Genomic DNA, 19,560 nt, shown 5'->3' on the forward strand with positions numbered 1-19,560 from the left:
GGTAACCCCGGCAGGGCTGTTTTTTTGGCCTGCGGGCACGAAATCCTTCAGGGAGGGAGTAATGGAAGTACAGGGAAGTCAGCCGGAAAAGCGCATCATGGCAACCTCCATGGCGGCCATCTTCATGGTGCTCGGGTTCATGCTGTTCGGGGTGGCATATGTGGTCTCCCAGTCGTTTGCCTATCGGTACACTGGGGACTCAGCGCTGTTGACGCCATCATTGGTCCTCGGGAGTGCCCTGTTGGCGAGGGGAGTTTTCCACCTGGTGATGCCGCTGGCGCACTTCGGTGATCAGGCGCTTTATCTGCGGCCGTCACCACTCATGGGGTGTCGCAAGATCGATTATGAGCTGATCGAGGATTTCACCTTCGACAAGAAGACGCTGGTCATCAAGTATCGCGATGCCGGCAACGGTGATGGGGAGTCCAGAAAGACGACACTCAAGCGTCATCAGGTCACCCAGCGGGCGCTGGACGACATCACCTTCGAGCTGAATCAGCGCGTCAGGTCGTGATTGTTAGCAACAGAAAACAGAAACGCCGCCCTCGATGAGGGCGGCGTTTCTGTCTGCGGCAGGCGTGGCGTGCGAGGTGAGCCTCGTCAGGCCTGGGCCGGCGGCTTACTTCTCGCTGAAGCGCTGTACGTTCGACAGCTTCGGCTTGGCCTGCGGGTTGCGGCGATACAGCAGAGCGATCTTGCCGATGCTCTGGATCAGGGTCGCGCCGGTTTCGCTGCACAGGTGGCGAGCCACCTCGCCGCGCGCTTCGCGATCGTTGATCGCCAGCTTCAGCTTGATCAGTTCGTGATCGTGCAGTGCGCGCTCCAGTTCGGTCACGACGCCTTCGGAAAGGCCGTTTTCCGAGACGGTGACGATCGGGTCAAGATGGTGCCCGATGCTGCGAAATGCTTTCTTTTGTGACTGTGACAAGCTCATGGTATCGTAAAGTTTCCCTGTTGGCGTCCGATGGGAGCGGGGAGCGTAGCGAAAGACAGGGTCGACTCCAGGGCTTGAAATCCAGGGGTGTGAACCCGTCTGTTGCGCAGGCAATGTCTGTGCCCACGGGCGGAACCGCGCGCAGGACCCGCCATTCTACTCCATGACGACGCTCATGACACGACCCGTGCGCATGCTTGCCACGCCTTTCGTGTCGTCGTTATCCCCCGCGCTATCTCCCGCCAGTATTCGATTTTCCCCGACATTCCAGGTGACAACGTGGCTCACCCCAGCAAGAGCAGTGCTGGCTGGATGAAGGAACACTTTGATGACGCCTATGTCCAGCGCAGCTGGGCCGACGGTTATCGTTCCCGTGCCAGCTACAAACTGATTGAAATCGATGACAAGGACCGCCTGCTCAAGCCGGGCGCCACCGTCATCGACCTCGGCGCAGCCCCCGGTGGCTGGAGCCAGATCGCCGCGGACCGCGTCGGCATGGAAGGCGTGGTCATCGCCTCCGACATTCTCGAGATGGACGCCCTGGCCGGTGTCGACTTCATTCAGGGCGACTTCACCGAAGAGGCCGTGCTGAACCAGATTCTGGCTACCCTGGGTGACCGCCCGGTGGATCTCGTGATCTCCGACATGGCGCCCAACATGAGCGGCATGAGCGCGATCGATCAGCCTGCCGGCATGTATCTGGTCGAGCTGGCGCTGGATCTGGCGCGCCAGACCCTCAAGCCGGGCGGCAATTTCCTGGTCAAGGTCTTCCAGGGCGAGGGCTTCGATGCCTATCTGAAGGACATGCGTGGCAGCTTCAAGAAGGTCGTGACCCGCAAGCCGGAAGCGTCGCGTGCACGCTCACGCGAAGTCTATCTGCTGGGGCAGGGCTTCAAGGGCTGATGGTCAGTGTCCTTGCATGCCGCTGCACGCGGCAGGCATCAGCTCGCGGTGGCGAGATTTCCACGTTGCTGGTCGCATGCTTCATCGCGGGTTAAGGCGAGCCATGCGATGCTCGTCCAGACTGGCGCCAATGTGTCCGGGCGAGTCGCAGCGCTGGCTGATGCAGGCTGTCTATCGGCGCAATAGTCCATCGTCGGGCTTTAAGCAATGGTTGCCAGCCCCCATCTGGTGTAGTGTCGATATCATTGGGTCTTGAGTACGATGGGCCAGTGACAGTTCGGTGGGTTTCAATGCCTTACCGATGCTGGCAGGCAAGTAGCACAATGCACGGCAAGCTTTGAGTGACTCGGTAGGCGAAGTGGCGCGTTGCGCTGACTTGATACCCCGCAGGCACGATCAGATAGCATGGCAGGCCACCACAAGACGGCAGTCGGAGTATTCACGGCATGCCAAGACAGATTCATGCAATGAGGGTGTCCCCTTGAACGACATGGCGAAGAACCTGATTCTCTGGTTGATCATCGCAGCAGTGCTGCTGACGGTGTTCAACAACTTCAGCGTCGATACCTCGCCGCAGGCGATGAACTATTCACAGTTCGTCCAGCAGGTGCAGAACGACCGGATCAAGAGTGTGACCATCGATGGTTACACCATTGAGGGTGAGCGGGCCGATGGCTCCAGCTTCACCACCATCCGGCCGGCGGCGTCCGATCCCAAGCTGATGGATGACCTGCTTGCCAACAAGGTGGAGGTCATCGGCAAGAAGCCTGAGCAGCAGTCGCTGTGGACACGCCTGTTGATTGCCAGCTTCCCGATTCTGATCATTCTGGCCATCTTCATGTTCTTCATGCGCCAGATGCAGGGTGGCGGCGCCGGCAAGGGTGGCCCGATGAGCTTCGGCAAGTCCAAGGCCAAGCTGCTGAGCCAAGACCAGATCAAGACCACCTTCAGCGACGTCGCAGGCTGTGACGAAGCGAAGGAAGAGGTCGAGGAACTGGTCGACTTCCTCAAGGACCCCAGCAAGTTCCAGCGTCTTGGCGGTCAGATTCCGCGTGGCGTCCTGATGGTAGGCCCGCCGGGTACCGGTAAGACCCTGCTCGCCAAGGCGATCGCCGGTGAAGCCAAGGTGCCGTTCTTCAGCATCTCCGGTTCTGACTTCGTCGAGATGTTCGTCGGTGTCGGTGCCTCCCGTGTGCGTGACATGTTCGAGCAGGCCAAGAAGCAGGCGCCGTGCATCATCTTCATCGATGAGATCGACGCCGTCGGCCGTCACCGTGGTTCCGGCATGGGCGGTGGTCACGATGAGCGTGAGCAGACCCTGAACCAGCTGCTGGTCGAGATGGATGGTTTCGAGGCGAACGACGGCATCATCGTCATCGCCGCGACCAACCGTCCTGACGTGCTTGACCCCGCGCTGCTGCGCCCGGGCCGCTTCGACCGTCAGGTGACCGTCGCGCTGCCGGACATCCGTGGCCGCGAGCACATCCTCGGCGTCCACCTGCGCAAGGTGCCTATGGGCGATGACGTCGTGCCGGTCAACATTGCACGTGGTACGCCGGGCTTCTCCGGTGCGGACCTGGCCAACCTGGTCAATGAAGCCGCCCTGTTCGCCGCGCGTCGCAACAAGCGTCTGGTCGGCATGGAAGAACTGGAGCTGGCCAAGGACAAGATCATGATGGGCGCCGAGCGCAAATCGATGGTCATGTCCGAGAAAGAGAAGCGCAACACGGCCTATCACGAGTCTGGCCACGCCATCATCGGCCTGGTGATGCCCGAGCATGACCCGGTCTACAAGGTGTCGATCATTCCGCGCGGTCGTGCGCTGGGTGTGACGATGTTCCTGCCGGAAGAGGATCGCTACAGCTACTCGCGTCAGCAGATCATCAGTCAGATCTGCTCGCTGTTCGGCGGTCGTATCGCCGAAGAGATGACGCTGGGCCCGAACGGTGTCACCACCGGCGCGTCCAACGACATCAAGCGTGCTACCGAGCTTGCCCACAACATGGTCGCCAAGTGGGGTCTCTCCAGCGAGATGGGCCCGATCATGTACGACGAGGACGAGTCCCATCAGTTCCTCGGTGGCCCGGGTCAGAGTGGCGGCAAGCTGAAGTCTGGCGACACCACCTCGCGTCTCGACAAGGAAGTGCGTCGTATCATCGACGAGTGCTACGCCAAGGCGCAGCAGATCCTGGAAGAGAATCGCGACAAGCTGGATGCGATGACCGAAGCGCTGATGACCTACGAGACCATCGATGCCGAGCAGCTGGCGGACATCATGGCAGGTCGTGCTCCGCGTCCGCCGAAGGACTGGGGTGGCCCGGCGAGCGGCGGTGATGGTGGCCTGGTGGCCCCGGTTGCCGACACTCCGAAGGCGGAAGCGCCGGAAGCTCCCAAGGCGGATGATGACGCTGATGGCAGTGAAGATGACGACAGCAATCGCCGTCGCCCGTCTGACCCGCTGGGTGGCCCGAGCGGTCACTGATGTACGCCTGATGCAGGCCTGATGCAGGCCTGATGTAGGCCCGATGTAGGCATAAGGGGCGCCTGATATCGCATGCGATGCCTGAGCCTCTGAAAGGAAAACGCCCGACTGGCTTGCCAGTCGGGCGTTTTCTTGTCTGCAGCAATGCTGGCCTGTACCGCTGCAGCAATGATGCTGGTGAAGTTAAGGTGCTGCTGATGAGTGGCCTACGCCGCGGCGTGACGGTGTTGACTCATGTCTCTGCACGGGCATTGTCAGCGCCATGATGAGCGTGGGGTGAAAGGTCTGAGCCAATGGCGTTGCCATCTGCTGACGCCCCGTGTGGTGGCCATTCCACGCCTTGCGCACCATGGGCTGGCTCTTTAAAGTGGTGCGCAATCATTTCTGACCGGGCTGCGAAGCCACCTTCGTGTCCCTCTCGCCTGCATGGAATGCCATGACGAATTCTGCCTTGAGTGCGCCTCTCGAGCCTCGAGTGGGCCATCTGATGTCATTGGAGTGCGCTGGACGCCTTCTCGATCTTTCGCGTCCGCGGGTGATGGGGATTCTCAACGTGACGCCGGACTCCTTCTCGGATGGCGGCCGCAGCGCGACCCTGGACGCCGCGCTGCGCAATGCCGAGCAGATGCTGGGCGATGGTGCCGCGATGATCGATGTCGGCGGTGAGTCGACACGACCCGGGGCGACGCCGGTCAGCACCGAAGAAGAGCTTGAGCGGGTCTGCCCGGTGGTGGAGCGGCTGGTGAGCGAGCTGGGCGCCTTGGTGAGCATCGATACCAGCAACCCGCAAGTCATGCGCGAAACCGCACGGCTGGGGGCCGGCATGATCAATGACGTGCGTGCGCTGAATCGAGACGGCGCGCTCGAGGCCGCCGCTGACAGCGGCCTGCCCGTCTGTCTGATGCACATGCGCGGCGAGCCGGACACCATGCAGCAGGATACGCATTATGCTCAGTCCATCGAGCAGGAAGTCCGGACGTTCCTGGCGGCGCGTATCGCGGCCTGTGAGGCGGCGGGCATCGCGCGTGAGCGACTGCTGCTGGACCCCGGCTTTGGCTTCGGCAAGTCACTGCAAGACAATCTGCGCCTGTATCACCGCATGGCGCAGTTGCATGAATTCAACCTCCCGCTGCTGATCGGCACGTCACGCAAGAGTATGATCGGCAATGCCCTCGGGCGCGCGGTAGAGGATCGCTTGGCTGGTAACCTGGCACTGACGGCATTGGCCGTTCGTGACGGGGCCAGACTGTTTCGCGTTCACGACGTGGCCCCGACTGTCGACGCTGTCGACATGGCATGGGCCGTGCTACAGGAAGGCACGATACGATGAGTCGACGTTATTTTGGTACGGATGGTATTCGCGGCACGGTCGGGGAATTCCCCATCACGCCAGACTTCATGCTCAAGCTGGGCTGGGCGGCAGGCCGCGTATTCGCCCGTCACGGCCGCGGCAAGGTATTGATCGGCAAGGACACGCGCATCTCGGGCTACATGTTCGAATCCGCGCTCGAGTCCGGCCTTTCGGCAGCGGGCGTCGATGTGTCCCTGCTCGGCCCGATGCCGACGCCGGGGATCGCCTATCTGACGCGCACCTTCCGCGCCGATGCCGGCATCGTCATCTCGGCCTCCCACAACGCCTATCCGGACAACGGCATCAAGTTCTTCTCCGCTGCCGGCACCAAGCTGGATGATGCGCTGGAAGCCGAGATCGAAGCCGAGCTGGACCGTGACATCGTGATCGTCGGCCCGGACAGCCTGGGCAAGGCGTCACGCATCCAGGATGCGGCCGGTCGCTATATCGAATTCTGCAAGTCCACGCTGCCGGGTCGCCTGGGCCTGCACGGCATGAAGGTGGTGCTGGATTGCGCGCATGGCGCGACCTATCACATCGCGCCGAACGTCTTCCGTGAGCTGGGTGCCAAGGTCAGCGTCATCGGCGGTGAGCCGGATGGCCTCAACATCAATCAGGGCGTCGGCTCCACGCACCCGCAGGCGCTGCGCGCGGCCGTCATCGAGCAGGGCGCCGATCTGGGCGTGGCCTTCGATGGGGATGGCGACCGCCTGATCCTGGTGGATGCCGATGGCCGTGTCATCGATGGCGACGACATCCTCTACATGATCGCGCGTGACCGTCACGAGCGCGGCGTGCTGGGCGGTGGTGTCGTCGGCACCCTAATGTCCAACTTCGGTCTGGCGGCTGCGTTGGAAGGCCTGGGAATTCCCTTCGAGCGTGCCAAGGTCGGTGACCGCTATGTCATCGAGCGTCTGGAAGCCAATGGCTGGCAGCTGGGCGGCGAATCCTCCGGTCACATCGTCTGCAGCCATATCCAGAGCACCGGTGATGGCATCGTCTCGGCGCTGCAGGTGCTGGCGATCATGGCGCGTGAAGAGTGCTCGCTCAGTGAATTGCTGGTCGGCTTCGAAAAGGCCCCGCAGGCGCTGATCAATGTGCGTCTGGCGCCGGGTTGTGACAACAAGGCACTGATGGCGGCGGACGCCGTGCAGGCCGCGGTGGTCGAAGTGGAGCAGACGCTGGGCAACGAAGGGCGCGTGCTGCTGCGTCCCAGCGGCACGGAACCGCTGATTCGCGTCATGGTCGAAGGGCGTCCGCACTTCGATGTCGATGCGCTGGCGGGTCAGATCGCCGCGACGGTCGAATCCAGCATGTCGGCGTGATGCGCTGACAAGGCAGCTCGCCGGGGCGACGGTTCACGTCGCTGAGCGGTCGGGTTGCACAGCACGACAACAGGCGCCGAGTGCGCCTGTTGTCGTTTCTGGCAGTTGCCCCGAGCCTGATCGTGCCGGATCACGGGGCTTGACAGGGGTCGCGAAGGTTGTCAGTCAAGGGCGGCTCCATTACCATCCTCGCACTGCTCACAAGGGAGAAGCACATGCGTACACCGCTGATTGCCGGAAACTGGAAGATGAATGGTGATCTTGCCCTGGTCGATGAGTTTGCCCGGGGTCTGCAGGCGGCTGAGCTGCCGCAAGGCATTCAGGTGGCGCTGGCAGTGCCTTTCCCTTATCTGAGCGCCGCTCGCGCGAGCATGCCTGTGAGCGTGGCGCTGGCGGGGCAGACGCTGAACCCGGCGAGCGAGGGTGCCTTTACCGGCGAAGTGGCGGGTCAGATGCTCAAGGATGTCGGTGCCACGATGGTGCTGGTCGGTCACTCGGAGCGTCGAAGCCTGTATGCTGAAGACGATGCGGCGGTACTGGCGCGTGTCGAGGCGGCGCTTGCCGCTGGCCTCACACCGGTGCTGTGCGTCGGTGAGACGCTCGAGGAGCGTGAAGCCGGTGACACGGAGCGTGTCGTGCTGGGTCAGCTGGAGGCGGTGTTCTCCGCACTCTCCGCCGATGCGCGCACGCGTCTGGTCGTCGCCTATGAGCCCGTCTGGGCCATCGGTACCGGGCGCACCGCCTCGCCCCAGCAGGCGCAGGAGGTCCATGCGGCCATTCGCGCGCGCCTGGCCGAGTGGTCTGCCTCGCTTGCCGAGGCAATGCAATTGTTGTACGGCGGCAGCATGAAAGCTGCCAATGCCGCCGAGCTGCTTGCGCAGCCGGATATCGACGGCGGTCTCGTGGGCGGTGCCTCGCTCCAGATCGACGAATTCCTAGCCATTTGCCAGTCTGCAGGTTGAATCTCATGCAAGTAGCCGTTCTGATGGTCCATGTGGTACTCGCGGTCGCGCTGATCGTGCTCGTCCTTCTCCAGCAGGGCAAGGGTGCCGAAGCTGGCGCTGCCTTTGGTGGCGGTGGTGCTTCCCAGACCGTTTTCGGGTCCAGCGGTAGCGGCAACTTCCTCGCGCGCTTCACGGGTGTTCTGGCCGCGGGCTTCTTCGCGACCTCTCTGACACTGGCCTGGTTCGCGTCCAACGCCAACCAGCCGTCAGTCGAAGCGGGCATTCCGAATGCCAGCGTGATCGAGCAGCAGAAAAATTCACTGCCATCACTTGACGACTCCGAGGAAAGTGTGGAGAATACGTCGCCAGTGCTTGAGGAAAGCGGCAACGCAGACCAACCAGCACTCTAAGGAATTCAAGGCGTTAACTTTGAATTCTTCCGGGTAACGTCTCAGGCGATACCCGCCCCCGTGCCGAAGTGGTGGAATTGGTAGACACGCTATCTTGAGGGGGTAGTGACCTTATGGTCGTGGGGGTTCAAGTCCCCCCTTCGGCACCATCTTGTTAGATCGATTGGCAGTCTGGACGCAACTCTGCCACCTTGGAAAGACGTCATTCCTTGACCTCCTTTTTCGGTGACATTACCATCGTCCGACTATTGTTGCGGGGTGGAGCAGTCTGGTAGCTCGTCGGGCTCATAACCCGAAGGTCATCGGTTCAAATCCGGTCCCCGCTACCAAGTTTCTTGAAAGGCCCCTTCCTATGAAGGGGCTTTTTGTTAGCACCAGTGCCAATCAGCCACCTAGCTCTCTTCTCTACTCCCGGTCAGGTGCCTGATGCAACTGCTGTAGGAGCCTCGTCTGTGTCAACCAAGGACGCTGCGCTTAACGCGCTTATCGATCCAGTCGTCTCTGCTCTGGGCTTCGAGCTCTGGGGTATCGACTATCTCTCCCAAGGCAAGCAGTCCCGTCTGGTGATCTATATCGACCATCCCGATGGCATTACCGTGGACAACTGCGCAAACGTCAGTCGTCAGGTGGGTGCCGTACTGGATGTCGAAGACCCCATTACCGGTCAGTTCCAGCTTGAAGTCTCGTCTCCAGGCATGGATCGTCCGTTGTTCACGCTTGACCAGTACGAGCGCTACATCGGTCACGTGGTGGCACTGCGACTTCGCCAGGCCTTCGATGGCCAGCGCAAGTTCCAGGGGCTGGTGACTGGCACCGAAGACGGTGATGTCGTGATCCGGGTCGATGAAGAAGAATACTGCTTTCCCATTGAAAGCATCGACCAGGCACGCATTGTGCCGCAGTTCAAATAACTGACGTTGTCGGCACACCGCTCGCGTTGCGAGCCCGGGTCGATGCGCAAGGACAGGTTTCTGGCGAGGCAAAGTCATGAGCAAAGAGATTCTGCTGGTCGTTGACGCCATCTCCAACGAGAAAGGCGTGCCGCGGGATGTGATTTTCGAAGCCGTCGAAGCGGCATTGGCTTCGGCGTCACGCAAGCGTTTCGATCAGGAAGAGGCGGATATCCGCGTCAAGATCGATCGTGTCACCGGTGATTACGCGACCTACCGTCGCTGGACCGTCGTCGAAGACGACGAGTTCGAGACGCCGGACTACGAGATCAAGGCCAGCATCGCCGAACAGCGCGAAGAGCCGCTGGCGCTGGGTGCCGTGGTCGAGAAGCAGATCGAATCCGAAGCGTTCGGTCGCATCGCTGCACAGACCGCCAAGCAGGTCATCGTGCAGAAGGTGCGCGAGGCCGAGCGTGCGGAAGTGGTGCGCCTTTACGCCGAGCGTGAAGGTGAGCTGGTCGCGGGTATCGTCAAGAAGACGACACGTGATGGCCTCATCATCGATCTGGGCGACAACGCCGAAGGCTTCCTGCCGCGCGGTGAGATGATTCACGGCGAGCGCTACCGCTTGAACGAGCGGGTTCGTGCCCTGCTGTGGAAAGTCGACGCGGATGCTCGTGGTTCTCAGCTGATCCTGTCGCGTACGCGTCCTGAGCTGATCATCGAGCTGTTCAAGATCGAAGTCCCGGAAATCGCCGAGCAGCTGATCGAGATCAAGGGTGCTGCCCGTGATCCGGGCTCGCGCGCCAAGATCGCGGTCAAGAGCAACGACAAGCGCATCGATCCGATCGGTGCCTGTGTCGGCATGCGTGGTTCACGCGTGCAGGCCGTGTCCAATGAACTGCGTAACGAACGCGTGGATATCATCCTGTGGGATGACAATCCTGCCCAGCTCGTCATCAACGCCATGGCGCCGGCAGATGTCGGTTCCATTCTGGTCGACGAAGACACCCATTCCATGGATGTCGCTGTCGCTGCGGACAACCTGGCTCAGGCCATCGGCCGCAGCGGTCAGAACGTTCGTCTGGCCAGTGAGCTGACCGGTTGGCAGCTCAACGTCATGACCGAGGCGGAAGCCGAGGGCAAGCGCGAGCAGGAAATCGACAGTTTCGTCGAATATTTCATCACTCATCTCGAGATTGAAGAGGATCTAGCCCGTGTCCTGGTGGACGAGGGCTTCACCTCACTCGAGGAAATCGCCTATGTCCCGCTCGAGGAAATGCTCGAGGTCGAGGGCTTTGACCAGGATCTGGTCGAGGAGCTGCGCGCTCGGGCCAAGGATGAACTGCTGAATCTCGCCATCGCCACTGAAGAGCAACTGGACGGCGCACAGCCGGCCGAAGACCTGCTCAACATGGAAGGCATGGAGAGTCATCTGGCATACATCCTGGCCAGCAAGGGTATCGTCACCATGGAAGACCTTGCTGAGCAGGCCATCGATGATCTGAAAGACATCGAAGGCGTCGACGAAGAGCGAGCAGCGGCGTTGATCATGACCGCCCGCGCGCCCTGGTTCGCAAGCGAACAGTAACTAGGTCACGGGCTCAGGAGGGTCGTACATGTCAGAAATGACAGTCAAAGAATTCGCCAAGAAGGTGGGCCGCGAGTCAGCCCGCCTACTGGAACAGATGCATGAAGCGGGTCTGAAGCACAAGTCAGAGAACGACGCCGTCTCTGAGGTCGACAAGCAGAAGCTGCTTGATCACCTCACCAAGAGCCACGGTGGTGGCGCCGCTCCGGCAGCGCCCAAGAACCGCATTACCCTGACCCGCAAGACCAAGTCTCGCATCAACACGGGTAGCGGTCGCGGCAAGTCCATCGAGGTGCAGGTGCGCAAGAAGCGTACCTACGTCAAAGAGGGCGAAGAGCAGGCTGCAGAAGCGCCGGCTGCTGCTGCACCGGCAGCTGCCGTTGCGGACAAGCCGGCTGCGGCACCGCAGCGCGAAGAGCGTCGTGGCAATGACAACCGTCGCGAAGAGCGTCCGCGTCAGAGTGCACCGGCTGCTGCCGCTGCACCGGCCGCCGACGCTGCGCCGGAAGTCAATGCGCCGCCGAAGGAGCCGCGTGGTGATGCACCGCGTCGCGCCAAGGCTGCGCCGCGTGATGAATCACGTGATCGTCGCGAAGCCCGTGAAGACCGTAGCGAACGCAAGCGTGGCGGGGCCAAGAAGGTCAAGCGCGCCGAGCGTCGCGGTGGTCGTCGTGGTGGCCGTGATGCGAACCGTCAGCCGCCGAAGCCGGTCCAGACCTTCGTCCGTGAAGTCTCCATCCCTGAGTCCATCTCAGTGGCAGACCTCGCCGACAAGATGGCCGTCAAGGCGTCTGAAGTGATCAAGACCATGTTCAACATGGGCGCTGCGGTCACCATCAACCAGACGATCGATCAGGAAACCGCGACCATCGTGGTCGAGGAAATGGGCCACACGCCCAAGCTGATCAAGGATGACGCACTCGAGACAGCCGTTCTCGAAGGCATCTCCTACGAAGGTGAGCAGATCACCCGCGCGCCGGTCGTTACCGTCATGGGTCACGTCGACCACGGCAAGACCTCGCTGCTGGATTACATCCGCCGCACCAAGGTCGCCACAGGTGAAGCGGGTGGTATCACCCAGCACATCGGTGCCTACCACGTCGAACACGACAACGGTGACATCACCTTCCTGGATACCCCGGGCCACGCGGCGTTCACCGCCATGCGTGCTCGTGGTGCCAAGGCGACCGACGTCGTCATCCTGGTGGTGGCTGCCGATGATGGCGTGATGCCGCAGACCATCGAGGCTGTCGAGCACTCCAAGGCCGCGGGTGTCCCGATGGTCGTGGCGGTGAACAAGATCGACAAGCCGGGTGCTGATCCGGACCGCGTCAAGAATGAGCTGTCCCAGCACGGTGTCATCTCCGAGGAATGGGGGGGTGATACCCAGTTCGTCCACGTTTCCGCCAAGACCGGCGAAAACATCGACGCGCTGCTCGAAGGTGTCCTGCTGGTCTCCGAAGTTCTCGAACTTCAGGCCGTGCCGTCCGCGCCGGGTAAAGGCGTCGTGGTCGAGTCCCGTCTCGACAAGGGCCGTGGTCCGGTCGCGACCGTGCTGGTCCAGAACGGTACGCTGAAGAAGGGCGATATCGTCCTCGCCGGCCTGCATTACGGCCGTGTGCGTGCGCTGATCAACGAACTCGGCAAGCAGGTCGATTCCGTGGGTCCGGCCATGCCGGTCGAGATCCAGGGCCTGGGTGGCACGCCGGACGCCGGTGAAGAGTTCACCGTGGTCCCGGACGAGAAGAAGGCACGTGAAGTCGCCAACTTCCGTCAGGGCAAGTACCGCGAAGTGCGCCTGGCACGTCAGCAGAAGGCCAAGCTGGAGAACATGTTCTCCCAGATGGGGCAGGACGAAGTCGCCAAGGTCAACGTCGTCCTCAAGGCCGACGTACAGGGTTCTCTGGAAGCCATCCGTGGCGCGCTGGAAGAACTCTCCACCGAAGAAGTCAAGGTGGCCGTGGTCTCTTCCGGTGTCGGTGGTATCACCGGTACCGATGCCAACCTGGCGCTCGCTTCCGAAGCGATCCTGGTCGGCTTCAACGTCCGTGCTGACGCCTCCGCGCGTGAGATCGTCGAACGTGAAGGTCTGGATCTGCGCTACTACAGCGTCATCTACCAGCTGATCGACGAGGTCAAGCTGGCCATGACTGGCATGCTGGCACCGGAATTCCGCGAGCAGATCGTCGGTGTTGCCGAAGTGCGCGATGTCTTCAAGGCACCGAAGATCGGCGCGATCGCCGGTTGTATGGTCGTCGAAGGCAACATGTACCGCTCCAAGCGCATCCGCGTGCTGCGTGACAACGTGGTCATCTATGAAGGCGAGCTGGAATCCCTGCGTCGCTTCAAGGATGACGTCAACGAAGTCCGCAACGGCATGGAATGTGGTATCGGCGTCAAGAACTACAACGACGTGCAGGTTGGCGACAAGATCGAGGTGTTCGACCAGATCCAGGTCGAGCGCACGCTCTGATAGCGCCCCTGCAAGGAGAGATCACGGATGCGTGAATACAGCCGTACTGACCGCGTGGCGGACCAGATCCAGCAAGAGCTCGCGCTGTTGATTCAGCGCGAGGTCAAGGACCCGCGCCTTGGCATGCTGACGGTCAGCGCCGCCAAGGTCAGCCGCGACCTGTCCTACTCCGATGTCTACGTGACCCTGCTGGGTGACGACAGCCCGGAACGCATCAAGGAAAACCTCGCCGTGCTCAAGCGCGCGGCAGGTTTCCTGCGCTCCCAGCTGGCGCGCACCATTCAGCTGCGCCACGTGCCGGAACTGCGTTTTCATTACGATGAAAGCGTCGTTCGTGGCCATCACCTGTCCTCACTGATCAACGATGCGGTCGCCGACGATCGCAAGCGCAGTGCTGAACGCGGTGATGACGACAGCGAAGATGGTGCCCCGGGCACCACGCCGGACGCCTGATGGCGCGTCGTCGTCGCGGCTTGCCGATCGATGGCGTTCTGTTGCTGGACAAGCCCAAGGGCATGTCCAGCAACTATGCGCTTCAGAAGGCTCGTCGCCTCTACCAGGCGCAGAAGGCCGGTCATACCGGCACGCTCGACCCGATGGCGACCGGCTTGTTGCCGGTCTGCTTCGGGGAAGCGACCAAGTTCTCCTCGCATCTTCTCGAGGCAGACAAGGTCTATCGGGCACGGATCAAGTTTGGCCAGGTCACCGATACCGGTGATGCGGAAGGCACGGTGATTCGCGAGCGGGAGATTCCCGAGATTGCGCAGGCCGAGCTGGACGCGGTGCTGGACAGGTTCCGTGGCGAGATAGATCAGGTACCGCCGATGTACTCCGCGCTCAAGCACCAGGGACGTCCGCTCTACGAGCTGGCGCGCCAGGGGATTGAAATCGAGCGTGCAGTCCGTCGCGTTACCATCTACAATATGGCGCTTCTTGCGCGGCACTCCGATGGCATCGAGATCGAAGTGGCGGTCAGCAAGGGTACCTACATACGCAGTCTGGCCGAGGATATCGGCGAGGCGCTGGGCTGTGGAGCCCACCTCACGGCACTGCGTCGTCTCAAGACGGGCCCGTTCACGGGTGATGCCATGCTGGATTTCGAGCGCCTCGAGGCGCTGGCTGACCAGCAGGCACGTGAAGGCGTTCTGTTACCTGTCGACATCCTGCTCGATCATCTCCCGCGTCTCGACATCACTGCCGAGATGGCGCGGATGATATTGCGTGGTCAACAGGCTGAAACGACGACAGGGTCGCTGGAAGTGGACTCCCTGGCTCGTGTGTATCAGGACCAGCAGTTGCTCGGGCTGGTCCGGATTGCGGCGGAGGGCGTCATCGCTCCTCGCCGACTGCTCAGTTCTGCCGTCGAGGCGGCGGCTGGGTGAGCTGATTGCGGCCTCGCCGCAAGCCGCATGAAGACTGCAAATATGCGTGGTCTTCGACATTTCTAATCTATCAAGCATATTGCTTACTGGAGAGACAGATGGCACTTACCGCTGAGAAGAAGGCTGAGATCGTTACCGAATTCGGCCGTGGCGAGAACGACACCGGTTCCCCGGAAGTTCAGGTTGCTCTGCTGAGCGCCAACATTGATGGCCTGCAGGGTCACTTCAAGGCCAACAAGCAGGATCACCACTCCCGTCGTGGTCTGATCCGCATGGTCAACCAGCGCCGCAAGCTGCTTGACTACCTCAAGCGCAAGGACTTCGAGCGTTACACCGCTCTGATCCAGCGTCTGGGTCTGCGTCGCTAATCAGCGATGTTGCCGCCATGCACTTCGGTGCATGGCGGGCCCCCGGTGGGCACAGGAAAACCGACACTGCCTGCGGGCGGTGTCGGTTTTTTTGTGCCTGATACCGAGGTGATCCGGGCTTCAGATCAGAGGCTCGACCCGCGCTGCAGCCCGCTTGTCGCGTGGGATCAACCCGCTTTTCATTGCCTGTGGCGCGCTTTACCATGAGCGCCTGGCATCGATGACTATCAGATTAAAGGACATGCGCCGTGAACCCGGTAACGCACAGCTTCCAGTACGGTAATGACACCATCACCCTCGAGACCGGCCGCATCGCGCGTCAGGCGACCGGTAGCGTGATGGTGACCATGGGCAATACCTCGGTGTTGTGCACCGTGGTGGCCAAGGCGTCGCCGAAACCCGGCCAGTCCTTCTTCCCGTTGTCGGTCCACTATCAGGAGAAGGCCTACGCGGCGGGGCGCATCCCCGGCGGCTTCCTCAAGCGTGAAGGGCGTCCCACCGAGAAGGAAACCCTGACCTCACGCTTGATCGACCGTCCGATGCGCCCGCTGTTTCCCGAAGGCTTCATGAATGAGGTGCAGGTGGTCTGTACGGTGATGTCGGCGGAGCGCAATGTCGACCCGGACATCGCGGCACTGCTCGGCACCTCTGCAGCGCTTTGCATCTCCGGTGTGCCCTTCGCTGGCCCCGTGGGCGCGGCGCGCGTCGGCTTCAGCGAGCAGCGCGGCTACTTCCTGAATCCCGGCTACAGCGAACTGGCGCATTCAGAGCTGGACATGGTGGTGGCGGGGACCGAGAAGGCTGTGTTGATGGTCGAGTCCGAGGCCCAGGAGCTGCTGGAAGACGAGATGCTCGGCGCCGTGCTCTATGGCCATCACGAGATGCAGAAGGCCATCACGGGGATCGAGACGTTCGCCGCCAAGGTCAATCGTCCCAAGTGGGCGTGGGTGCCGCAGAAGCTCGACCGCGTGCTGGTCGAGGCGCTGGAGCAGAGCTTCGCCACCCGGATCGGTGATGCCTATCGCCTGAGTGACAAGATGGCGCGTCAGGACAGTCTGTCGGCGCTCAAGGCGCAGGCCATCGACCTGCTGGGTGCCGAGGATGATGCGCGCTTCAGTGTCGAGGCCGTCGCCACGGCCTTCACGGCGCTTGAGAAGCGTATCGTGCGTCAGCGTGTGATCGCCGGCGAGCCGCGTATCGATGGTCGTGATACCCGCACCGTGCGACCGCTGGACATGGCGGTCGGCGTGTTGCCCAAGGCGCATGGCTCGGCGCTGTTCACCCGCGGCGAGACCCAGGCGATCGCCACTGCCACCCTGGGGACCACGCGCGATTCACAGCTGATCGAAGGGCTGTCCGGCGAGAAGCAGGACCGCTTCATGCTGCACTACAACTTCCCGCCCTACTGCGTCGGCGAGACAGGCTTCATCGGCGCGCCCAAGCGGCGTGAGATCGGTCATGGGCGTCTGGCGCGTCGGGGCATCGAATCCATGCTGCCGTCGCTGCAGGCCTTCCCCTACGCGATCCGTGTCGTCTCCGAGATCACCGAATCCAATGGCTCGAGCTCGATGGCATCCGTGTGTGGCGCCTCGCTTGCGCTGATGGACGCCGGTGTGCCGCTCAAGGCGCCGGTCGCGGGTATCGCCATGGGGCTGGTCAAGGACGCCAATGGCGTCGCGATACTGACCGATATCCTCGGCGATGAGGATCACCTCGGCGACATGGATTTCAAGGTCGCGGGGACCGCGGAAGGCGTTACCGCGCTGCAGATGGACATCAAGATCGAGGGGATCGACGAGGAGATTCTTGAGCAGGCGCTGGAACAGGCCCTCGAGGCACGTCTGACCATCCTCGCGCAGATGAATGAGGTGCTGGCCGCCAGTCGCCAGGAAGTCTCGGACAATGCCCCGGCGATGCTGTCCCTAAAGATCGCACCCAACAAGGTGCGCGACGTGATCGGCAAGGGCGGCTCCACCATCCGCAAGATCTGTGAAGAGACCGGGGCCAATGTCGATCTCGACGACGATGGCAGCGTGCGCATCTATGCCGAGCACAAGGCGCAGGCACAGGCGGCTGCCAAGTACGTCGAGGGCATCATTGCCGAGGCCGAGATCGGCAAGCTCTATGCCGGCAAGGTGGCGCGCATCGCCGACTTCGGTGCCTTCATCACCTTCATGCCGGGCACCGATGGTCTGCTGCACATCTCGCAGATCGTCGAGGAGCGGGTCAATGACGTACGTGACTACCTCAACGAAGGCGATGAGGTGGTGGTCAAGGTGCTCGACATCGACAACCGCAATCGCGTCAAGCTGTCGCTGAAAGAGATCAGCGAAGAAGAGAAGGCGGCCTTTGCCGCTGCTCAGGCTGAAGAGGCCGCCGCCCAGGACTGACCGATCGTCGCGGAGCGTCCCCGCCCCGGTCTTGCCTGCTCTGCATGAGAGGCGCATCCTCCGGGCAAGAAAAAGCCCCCGCCAGGTCACTGGCGGGGGCTTTTTTCATATCTCCCTGCTCAATATTGCGCGAGCAGCGAGAGTTCAGGCGGGGGTGCAGATATGTGAGCGATCAGCTGCGCTCGATGGCCAGCGCGACACCCTGGCCGCCACCGATGCACAGGGTCGCCAGACCCTTCTTGGCATCACGCTCGATCATCTCGTGCACCAGCGAGACCAGCACACGGCAGCCGGAGGCGCCGATCGGGTGGCCGAGGGCAATGGCGCCGCCATTGACGTTGACCTTGTCGACATCCCAGCCCAGCTCCTTGTTGACCGACAGGGCCTGGGCGGCGAAGGCTTCGTTGGCTTCGATCAGGTCGAGGTCTTCCAGGCTCCAGCCGGCCTTCTTGAGGCACAGGCGAGTCGCCGGCGCCGGGCCGATGCCCATGATCTTGGGATCAACACCCGCGTTGGAGTAGGCCTTGATGGTCGCCAGCGGCGTCAGGCCCAGCTCGCGTGCCTTGTCGGCGGAGCACAGCATGACCACGGCAGCGCCGTCGTTGAGCGCCGAGGCGTTGCCGGCGGTGACGGTGCCGTCCTTCTTGAAGGCCGGGCGCATGCCAGCGAGTTTCTCGGCCGTGGTGCCGGCGCGCGGGTTCTCGTCGGTATCGAAGACGATCGGGTCGCCCTTGCGCTGCGGGATCTCGACCGGGACGATCTGGCCCTTGAAGCGGCCAGCTTCGATGGCTGCGCAGGCCTTCTGCTGAGAGGCGGCCGCGAAGGCGTCCTGGGCTTCACGGGTGATCTCGTATTTCTCGGCCAGATTCTCGGCGGTGATGCCCATGTGGATGTCATTGAAGGCATCCCACAGACCGTCGTGGACCATGGAGTCGATCGCCTTCCAGTCGCCCATGCGCTTGCCGTCACGCGAGTTGGGCAGCACGTGCGGAGACAGGGACATGTTTTCCTGACCGCCGGCCAGAATCAGCTCGGCATCGCCGCAACGGATGGCCTGGGTGGCCAGGTGCAGCGCCTTGAGGCCAGACCCGCAGACCTTGTTGATGGTCATGGCGGGCACGCCTTCCGGCAAGCCTGCCTTGATGACCGCCTGACGTGCCGGGTTCTGACCGCATCCTGCTGTCAGTACCTGGCCCAGAAGCACTTCATCGACCTGATCGCCACTGACACCCGTGCTGGCGAGGATATCCTTGATGACATGTGCGCCGAGATCCGCGGCGGAAATGCCAGCCAGGCTGCCACCGAAGGCGCCTACGGCGGTACGACGGGCTGCTACGATCACCACATCCTGCATCTGAACGCTCCTGTTCTCTTGCGAGACTGTCTGAGTCAATTGGCTGCGACTATGGCCATGCCATCAAGCGGGCGAGGCGCAGTCCTGCTGAGGTGAGATTCCAGCATAAGGCAGTTTTGTGCGGTGCGGCAATCGCCAAAGGGCATCTCCAGTGTCAGCCTTTAGCCATACGTATCGCCTCTCCAGACGGCACGACGCCAGCGCTCTGGCAGGCAGGGCTGGCGTCGTGTTGGAGCGCTCGCGGCAGGCTCGAGGCCTGAAAGCATCAGCCCTCAGGGCGTGGAGCGGCAGGCAGCAAGGGGTTCTCAGGCCATCTGGACCGGGATGGCGTTGGCCGTATGGCTTACCTCGTTGCCTTCCATCAGATAGACCATGGAGGGCTTGTGCGCGTCCAGTTCGCTCTCGGCGTAGTGGGCGAAGGCGCAGATGATCACGCGGTCGCCGACATCGGCCTGGTGGGCTGCGGCGCCGTTCACCGAGATGATCTTCGAGCCTTCTTCGCCGCGAATGGCATAGGTGGTGAAGCGCTTGCCGTTGTCCACGTTGTAGATCTGGATCTGTTCGTACTCACGAATGCCTGCCATGTCGAGCAGGTCGCCATCGATGGCGCAGGAGCCCTCGTAGTTGAGGACGGCGTGAGTCACGCGGGCCATGTGCAGCTTGGCCTTGAGCATGATGGCTTGCATCAGGATGTCTCCGGTTGAGCGCCGCCGGGCGCAGATCAAGGCCCTGGGACCAGGGCCATGGCGCGCATGACGTGGCG

17 protein-coding genes and 2 tRNA genes are annotated in these 19,560 nt (G+C 62.1%); 16 read left to right on the top strand and 3 right to left on the bottom strand.

All coding sequences use genetic code 11. From position 1 onward, the window contains the following. Window positions 1-61: 61 nt before the first annotated feature. The gene (locus U0O11_RS00690) at window positions 62-514 is read left to right on the top strand and encodes a hypothetical protein (RefSeq protein WP_324691087.1); all 453 of its coding nucleotides are present in this window, start codon (window positions 62-64) and stop codon (window positions 512-514) included. 105 nt (window positions 515-619) lie between these two features. Here U0O11_RS00690 and yhbY read toward each other — a convergent pair whose 3' ends face one another. Then, window positions 620-934: a ribosome assembly RNA-binding protein YhbY gene (yhbY, locus tag U0O11_RS00695; RefSeq protein WP_043333380.1), complete on the bottom strand. Its 315-nt coding sequence runs from the start codon at window positions 932-934 to the stop codon at window positions 620-622. A 279-nt stretch (window positions 935-1,213) separates the two neighbouring features. Between yhbY and rlmE the strand changes: the two genes are divergently transcribed. The 15 genes from rlmE (at window position 1,214) to pnp (ending at window position 17,443) form a co-directional block, all read left to right on the top strand. Then, window positions 1,214-1,837 (top strand): 23S rRNA (uridine(2552)-2'-O)-methyltransferase RlmE, encoded by a 624-nt coding sequence (rlmE, locus tag U0O11_RS00700; protein ID WP_225347478.1) that lies wholly within the window; start codon window positions 1,214-1,216, stop codon window positions 1,835-1,837. A 481-nt stretch (window positions 1,838-2,318) separates the two neighbouring features. Beyond that, window positions 2,319-4,319, top strand: coding sequence for an ATP-dependent zinc metalloprotease FtsH (ftsH, locus tag U0O11_RS00705; protein ID WP_215823701.1), 2,001 nt, complete (start codon window positions 2,319-2,321; stop codon window positions 4,317-4,319). Between the two features lie 487 nt (window positions 4,320-4,806). After that, window positions 4,807-5,649, top strand: coding sequence for a dihydropteroate synthase (gene folP, locus U0O11_RS00710; RefSeq protein WP_240548772.1), 843 nt, complete (start codon window positions 4,807-4,809; stop codon window positions 5,647-5,649). Further along, complete coding sequence (gene glmM, locus U0O11_RS00715) at window positions 5,646-6,995, top strand: phosphoglucosamine mutase (RefSeq protein ID WP_043333386.1); 1,350 nt, start codon at window positions 5,646-5,648, stop codon at window positions 6,993-6,995. Before folP ends, glmM begins: the two co-directional genes overlap by 4 nt. 215 nt (window positions 6,996-7,210) lie before the next feature. Then, a complete protein-coding gene (gene tpiA / locus U0O11_RS00720) occupies window positions 7,211-7,957 on the top strand; it encodes a triose-phosphate isomerase (RefSeq protein ID WP_107335694.1) in 747 nt (248 codons plus the stop codon). Window positions 7,958-7,962: 5 nt separating this feature from the next. Next, complete coding sequence (gene secG / locus U0O11_RS00725; RefSeq protein ID WP_043333391.1) at window positions 7,963-8,349, top strand: preprotein translocase subunit SecG; 387 nt, start codon at window positions 7,963-7,965, stop codon at window positions 8,347-8,349. A gap of 62 nt (window positions 8,350-8,411) precedes the next feature. After that, window positions 8,412-8,498 (top strand) — tRNA-Leu (locus U0O11_RS00730). Between the two features lie 103 nt (window positions 8,499-8,601). Next, window positions 8,602-8,678, top strand: a tRNA-Met gene (locus U0O11_RS00735). A 123-nt stretch (window positions 8,679-8,801) separates the two neighbouring features. Beyond that, window positions 8,802-9,260, top strand: coding sequence for a ribosome maturation factor RimP (rimP, locus tag U0O11_RS00740; protein ID WP_043333393.1), 459 nt, complete (start codon window positions 8,802-8,804; stop codon window positions 9,258-9,260). Between the two features lie 76 nt (window positions 9,261-9,336). Further along, window positions 9,337-10,830, top strand: coding sequence for a transcription termination factor NusA (nusA, locus tag U0O11_RS00745; protein WP_054556444.1), 1,494 nt, complete (start codon window positions 9,337-9,339; stop codon window positions 10,828-10,830). 28 nt (window positions 10,831-10,858) lie between these two features. Beyond that, window positions 10,859-13,303 (top strand): translation initiation factor IF-2, encoded by a 2,445-nt coding sequence (gene infB, locus U0O11_RS00750; RefSeq protein ID WP_043333398.1) that lies wholly within the window; start codon window positions 10,859-10,861, stop codon window positions 13,301-13,303. A 27-nt stretch (window positions 13,304-13,330) separates the two neighbouring features. Beyond that, complete coding sequence (gene rbfA / locus U0O11_RS00755) at window positions 13,331-13,756, top strand: 30S ribosome-binding factor RbfA (RefSeq protein WP_043333400.1); 426 nt, start codon at window positions 13,331-13,333, stop codon at window positions 13,754-13,756. Next, window positions 13,756-14,685, top strand: coding sequence for a tRNA pseudouridine(55) synthase TruB (gene truB, locus U0O11_RS00760; RefSeq protein ID WP_054556446.1), 930 nt, complete (start codon window positions 13,756-13,758; stop codon window positions 14,683-14,685). Before rbfA ends, truB begins: the two co-directional genes overlap by 1 nt. A gap of 98 nt (window positions 14,686-14,783) precedes the next feature. Then, a complete protein-coding gene (rpsO, locus tag U0O11_RS00765) occupies window positions 14,784-15,053 on the top strand; it encodes a 30S ribosomal protein S15 (RefSeq protein WP_024952154.1) in 270 nt (89 codons plus the stop codon). A 248-nt stretch (window positions 15,054-15,301) separates the two neighbouring features. Continuing rightward, a complete protein-coding gene (gene pnp / locus U0O11_RS00770) occupies window positions 15,302-17,443 on the top strand; it encodes a polyribonucleotide nucleotidyltransferase (protein ID WP_317292496.1) in 2,142 nt (713 codons plus the stop codon). Between the two features lie 172 nt (window positions 17,444-17,615). On the opposite strand, the gene U0O11_RS00775 is transcribed toward pnp, so the two are convergent. Both U0O11_RS00775 and panD read right to left on the bottom strand, forming a co-directional pair. After that, window positions 17,616-18,797, bottom strand: coding sequence for an acetyl-CoA C-acetyltransferase (locus U0O11_RS00775; protein WP_284893083.1), 1,182 nt, complete (start codon window positions 18,795-18,797; stop codon window positions 17,616-17,618). Between the two features lie 305 nt (window positions 18,798-19,102). Then, window positions 19,103-19,483, bottom strand: coding sequence for an aspartate 1-decarboxylase (panD, locus tag U0O11_RS00780; protein ID WP_043333409.1), 381 nt, complete (start codon window positions 19,481-19,483; stop codon window positions 19,103-19,105). Window positions 19,484-19,560: the final 77 nt, after the last annotated feature.

Origin of the sequence: Cobetia sp. D5 (genome assembly GCF_035666195.1) — a bacterium.
GTDB classification, from domain to species: Bacteria; Pseudomonadota; Gammaproteobacteria; order Pseudomonadales; family Halomonadaceae; genus Cobetia; species Cobetia amphilecti.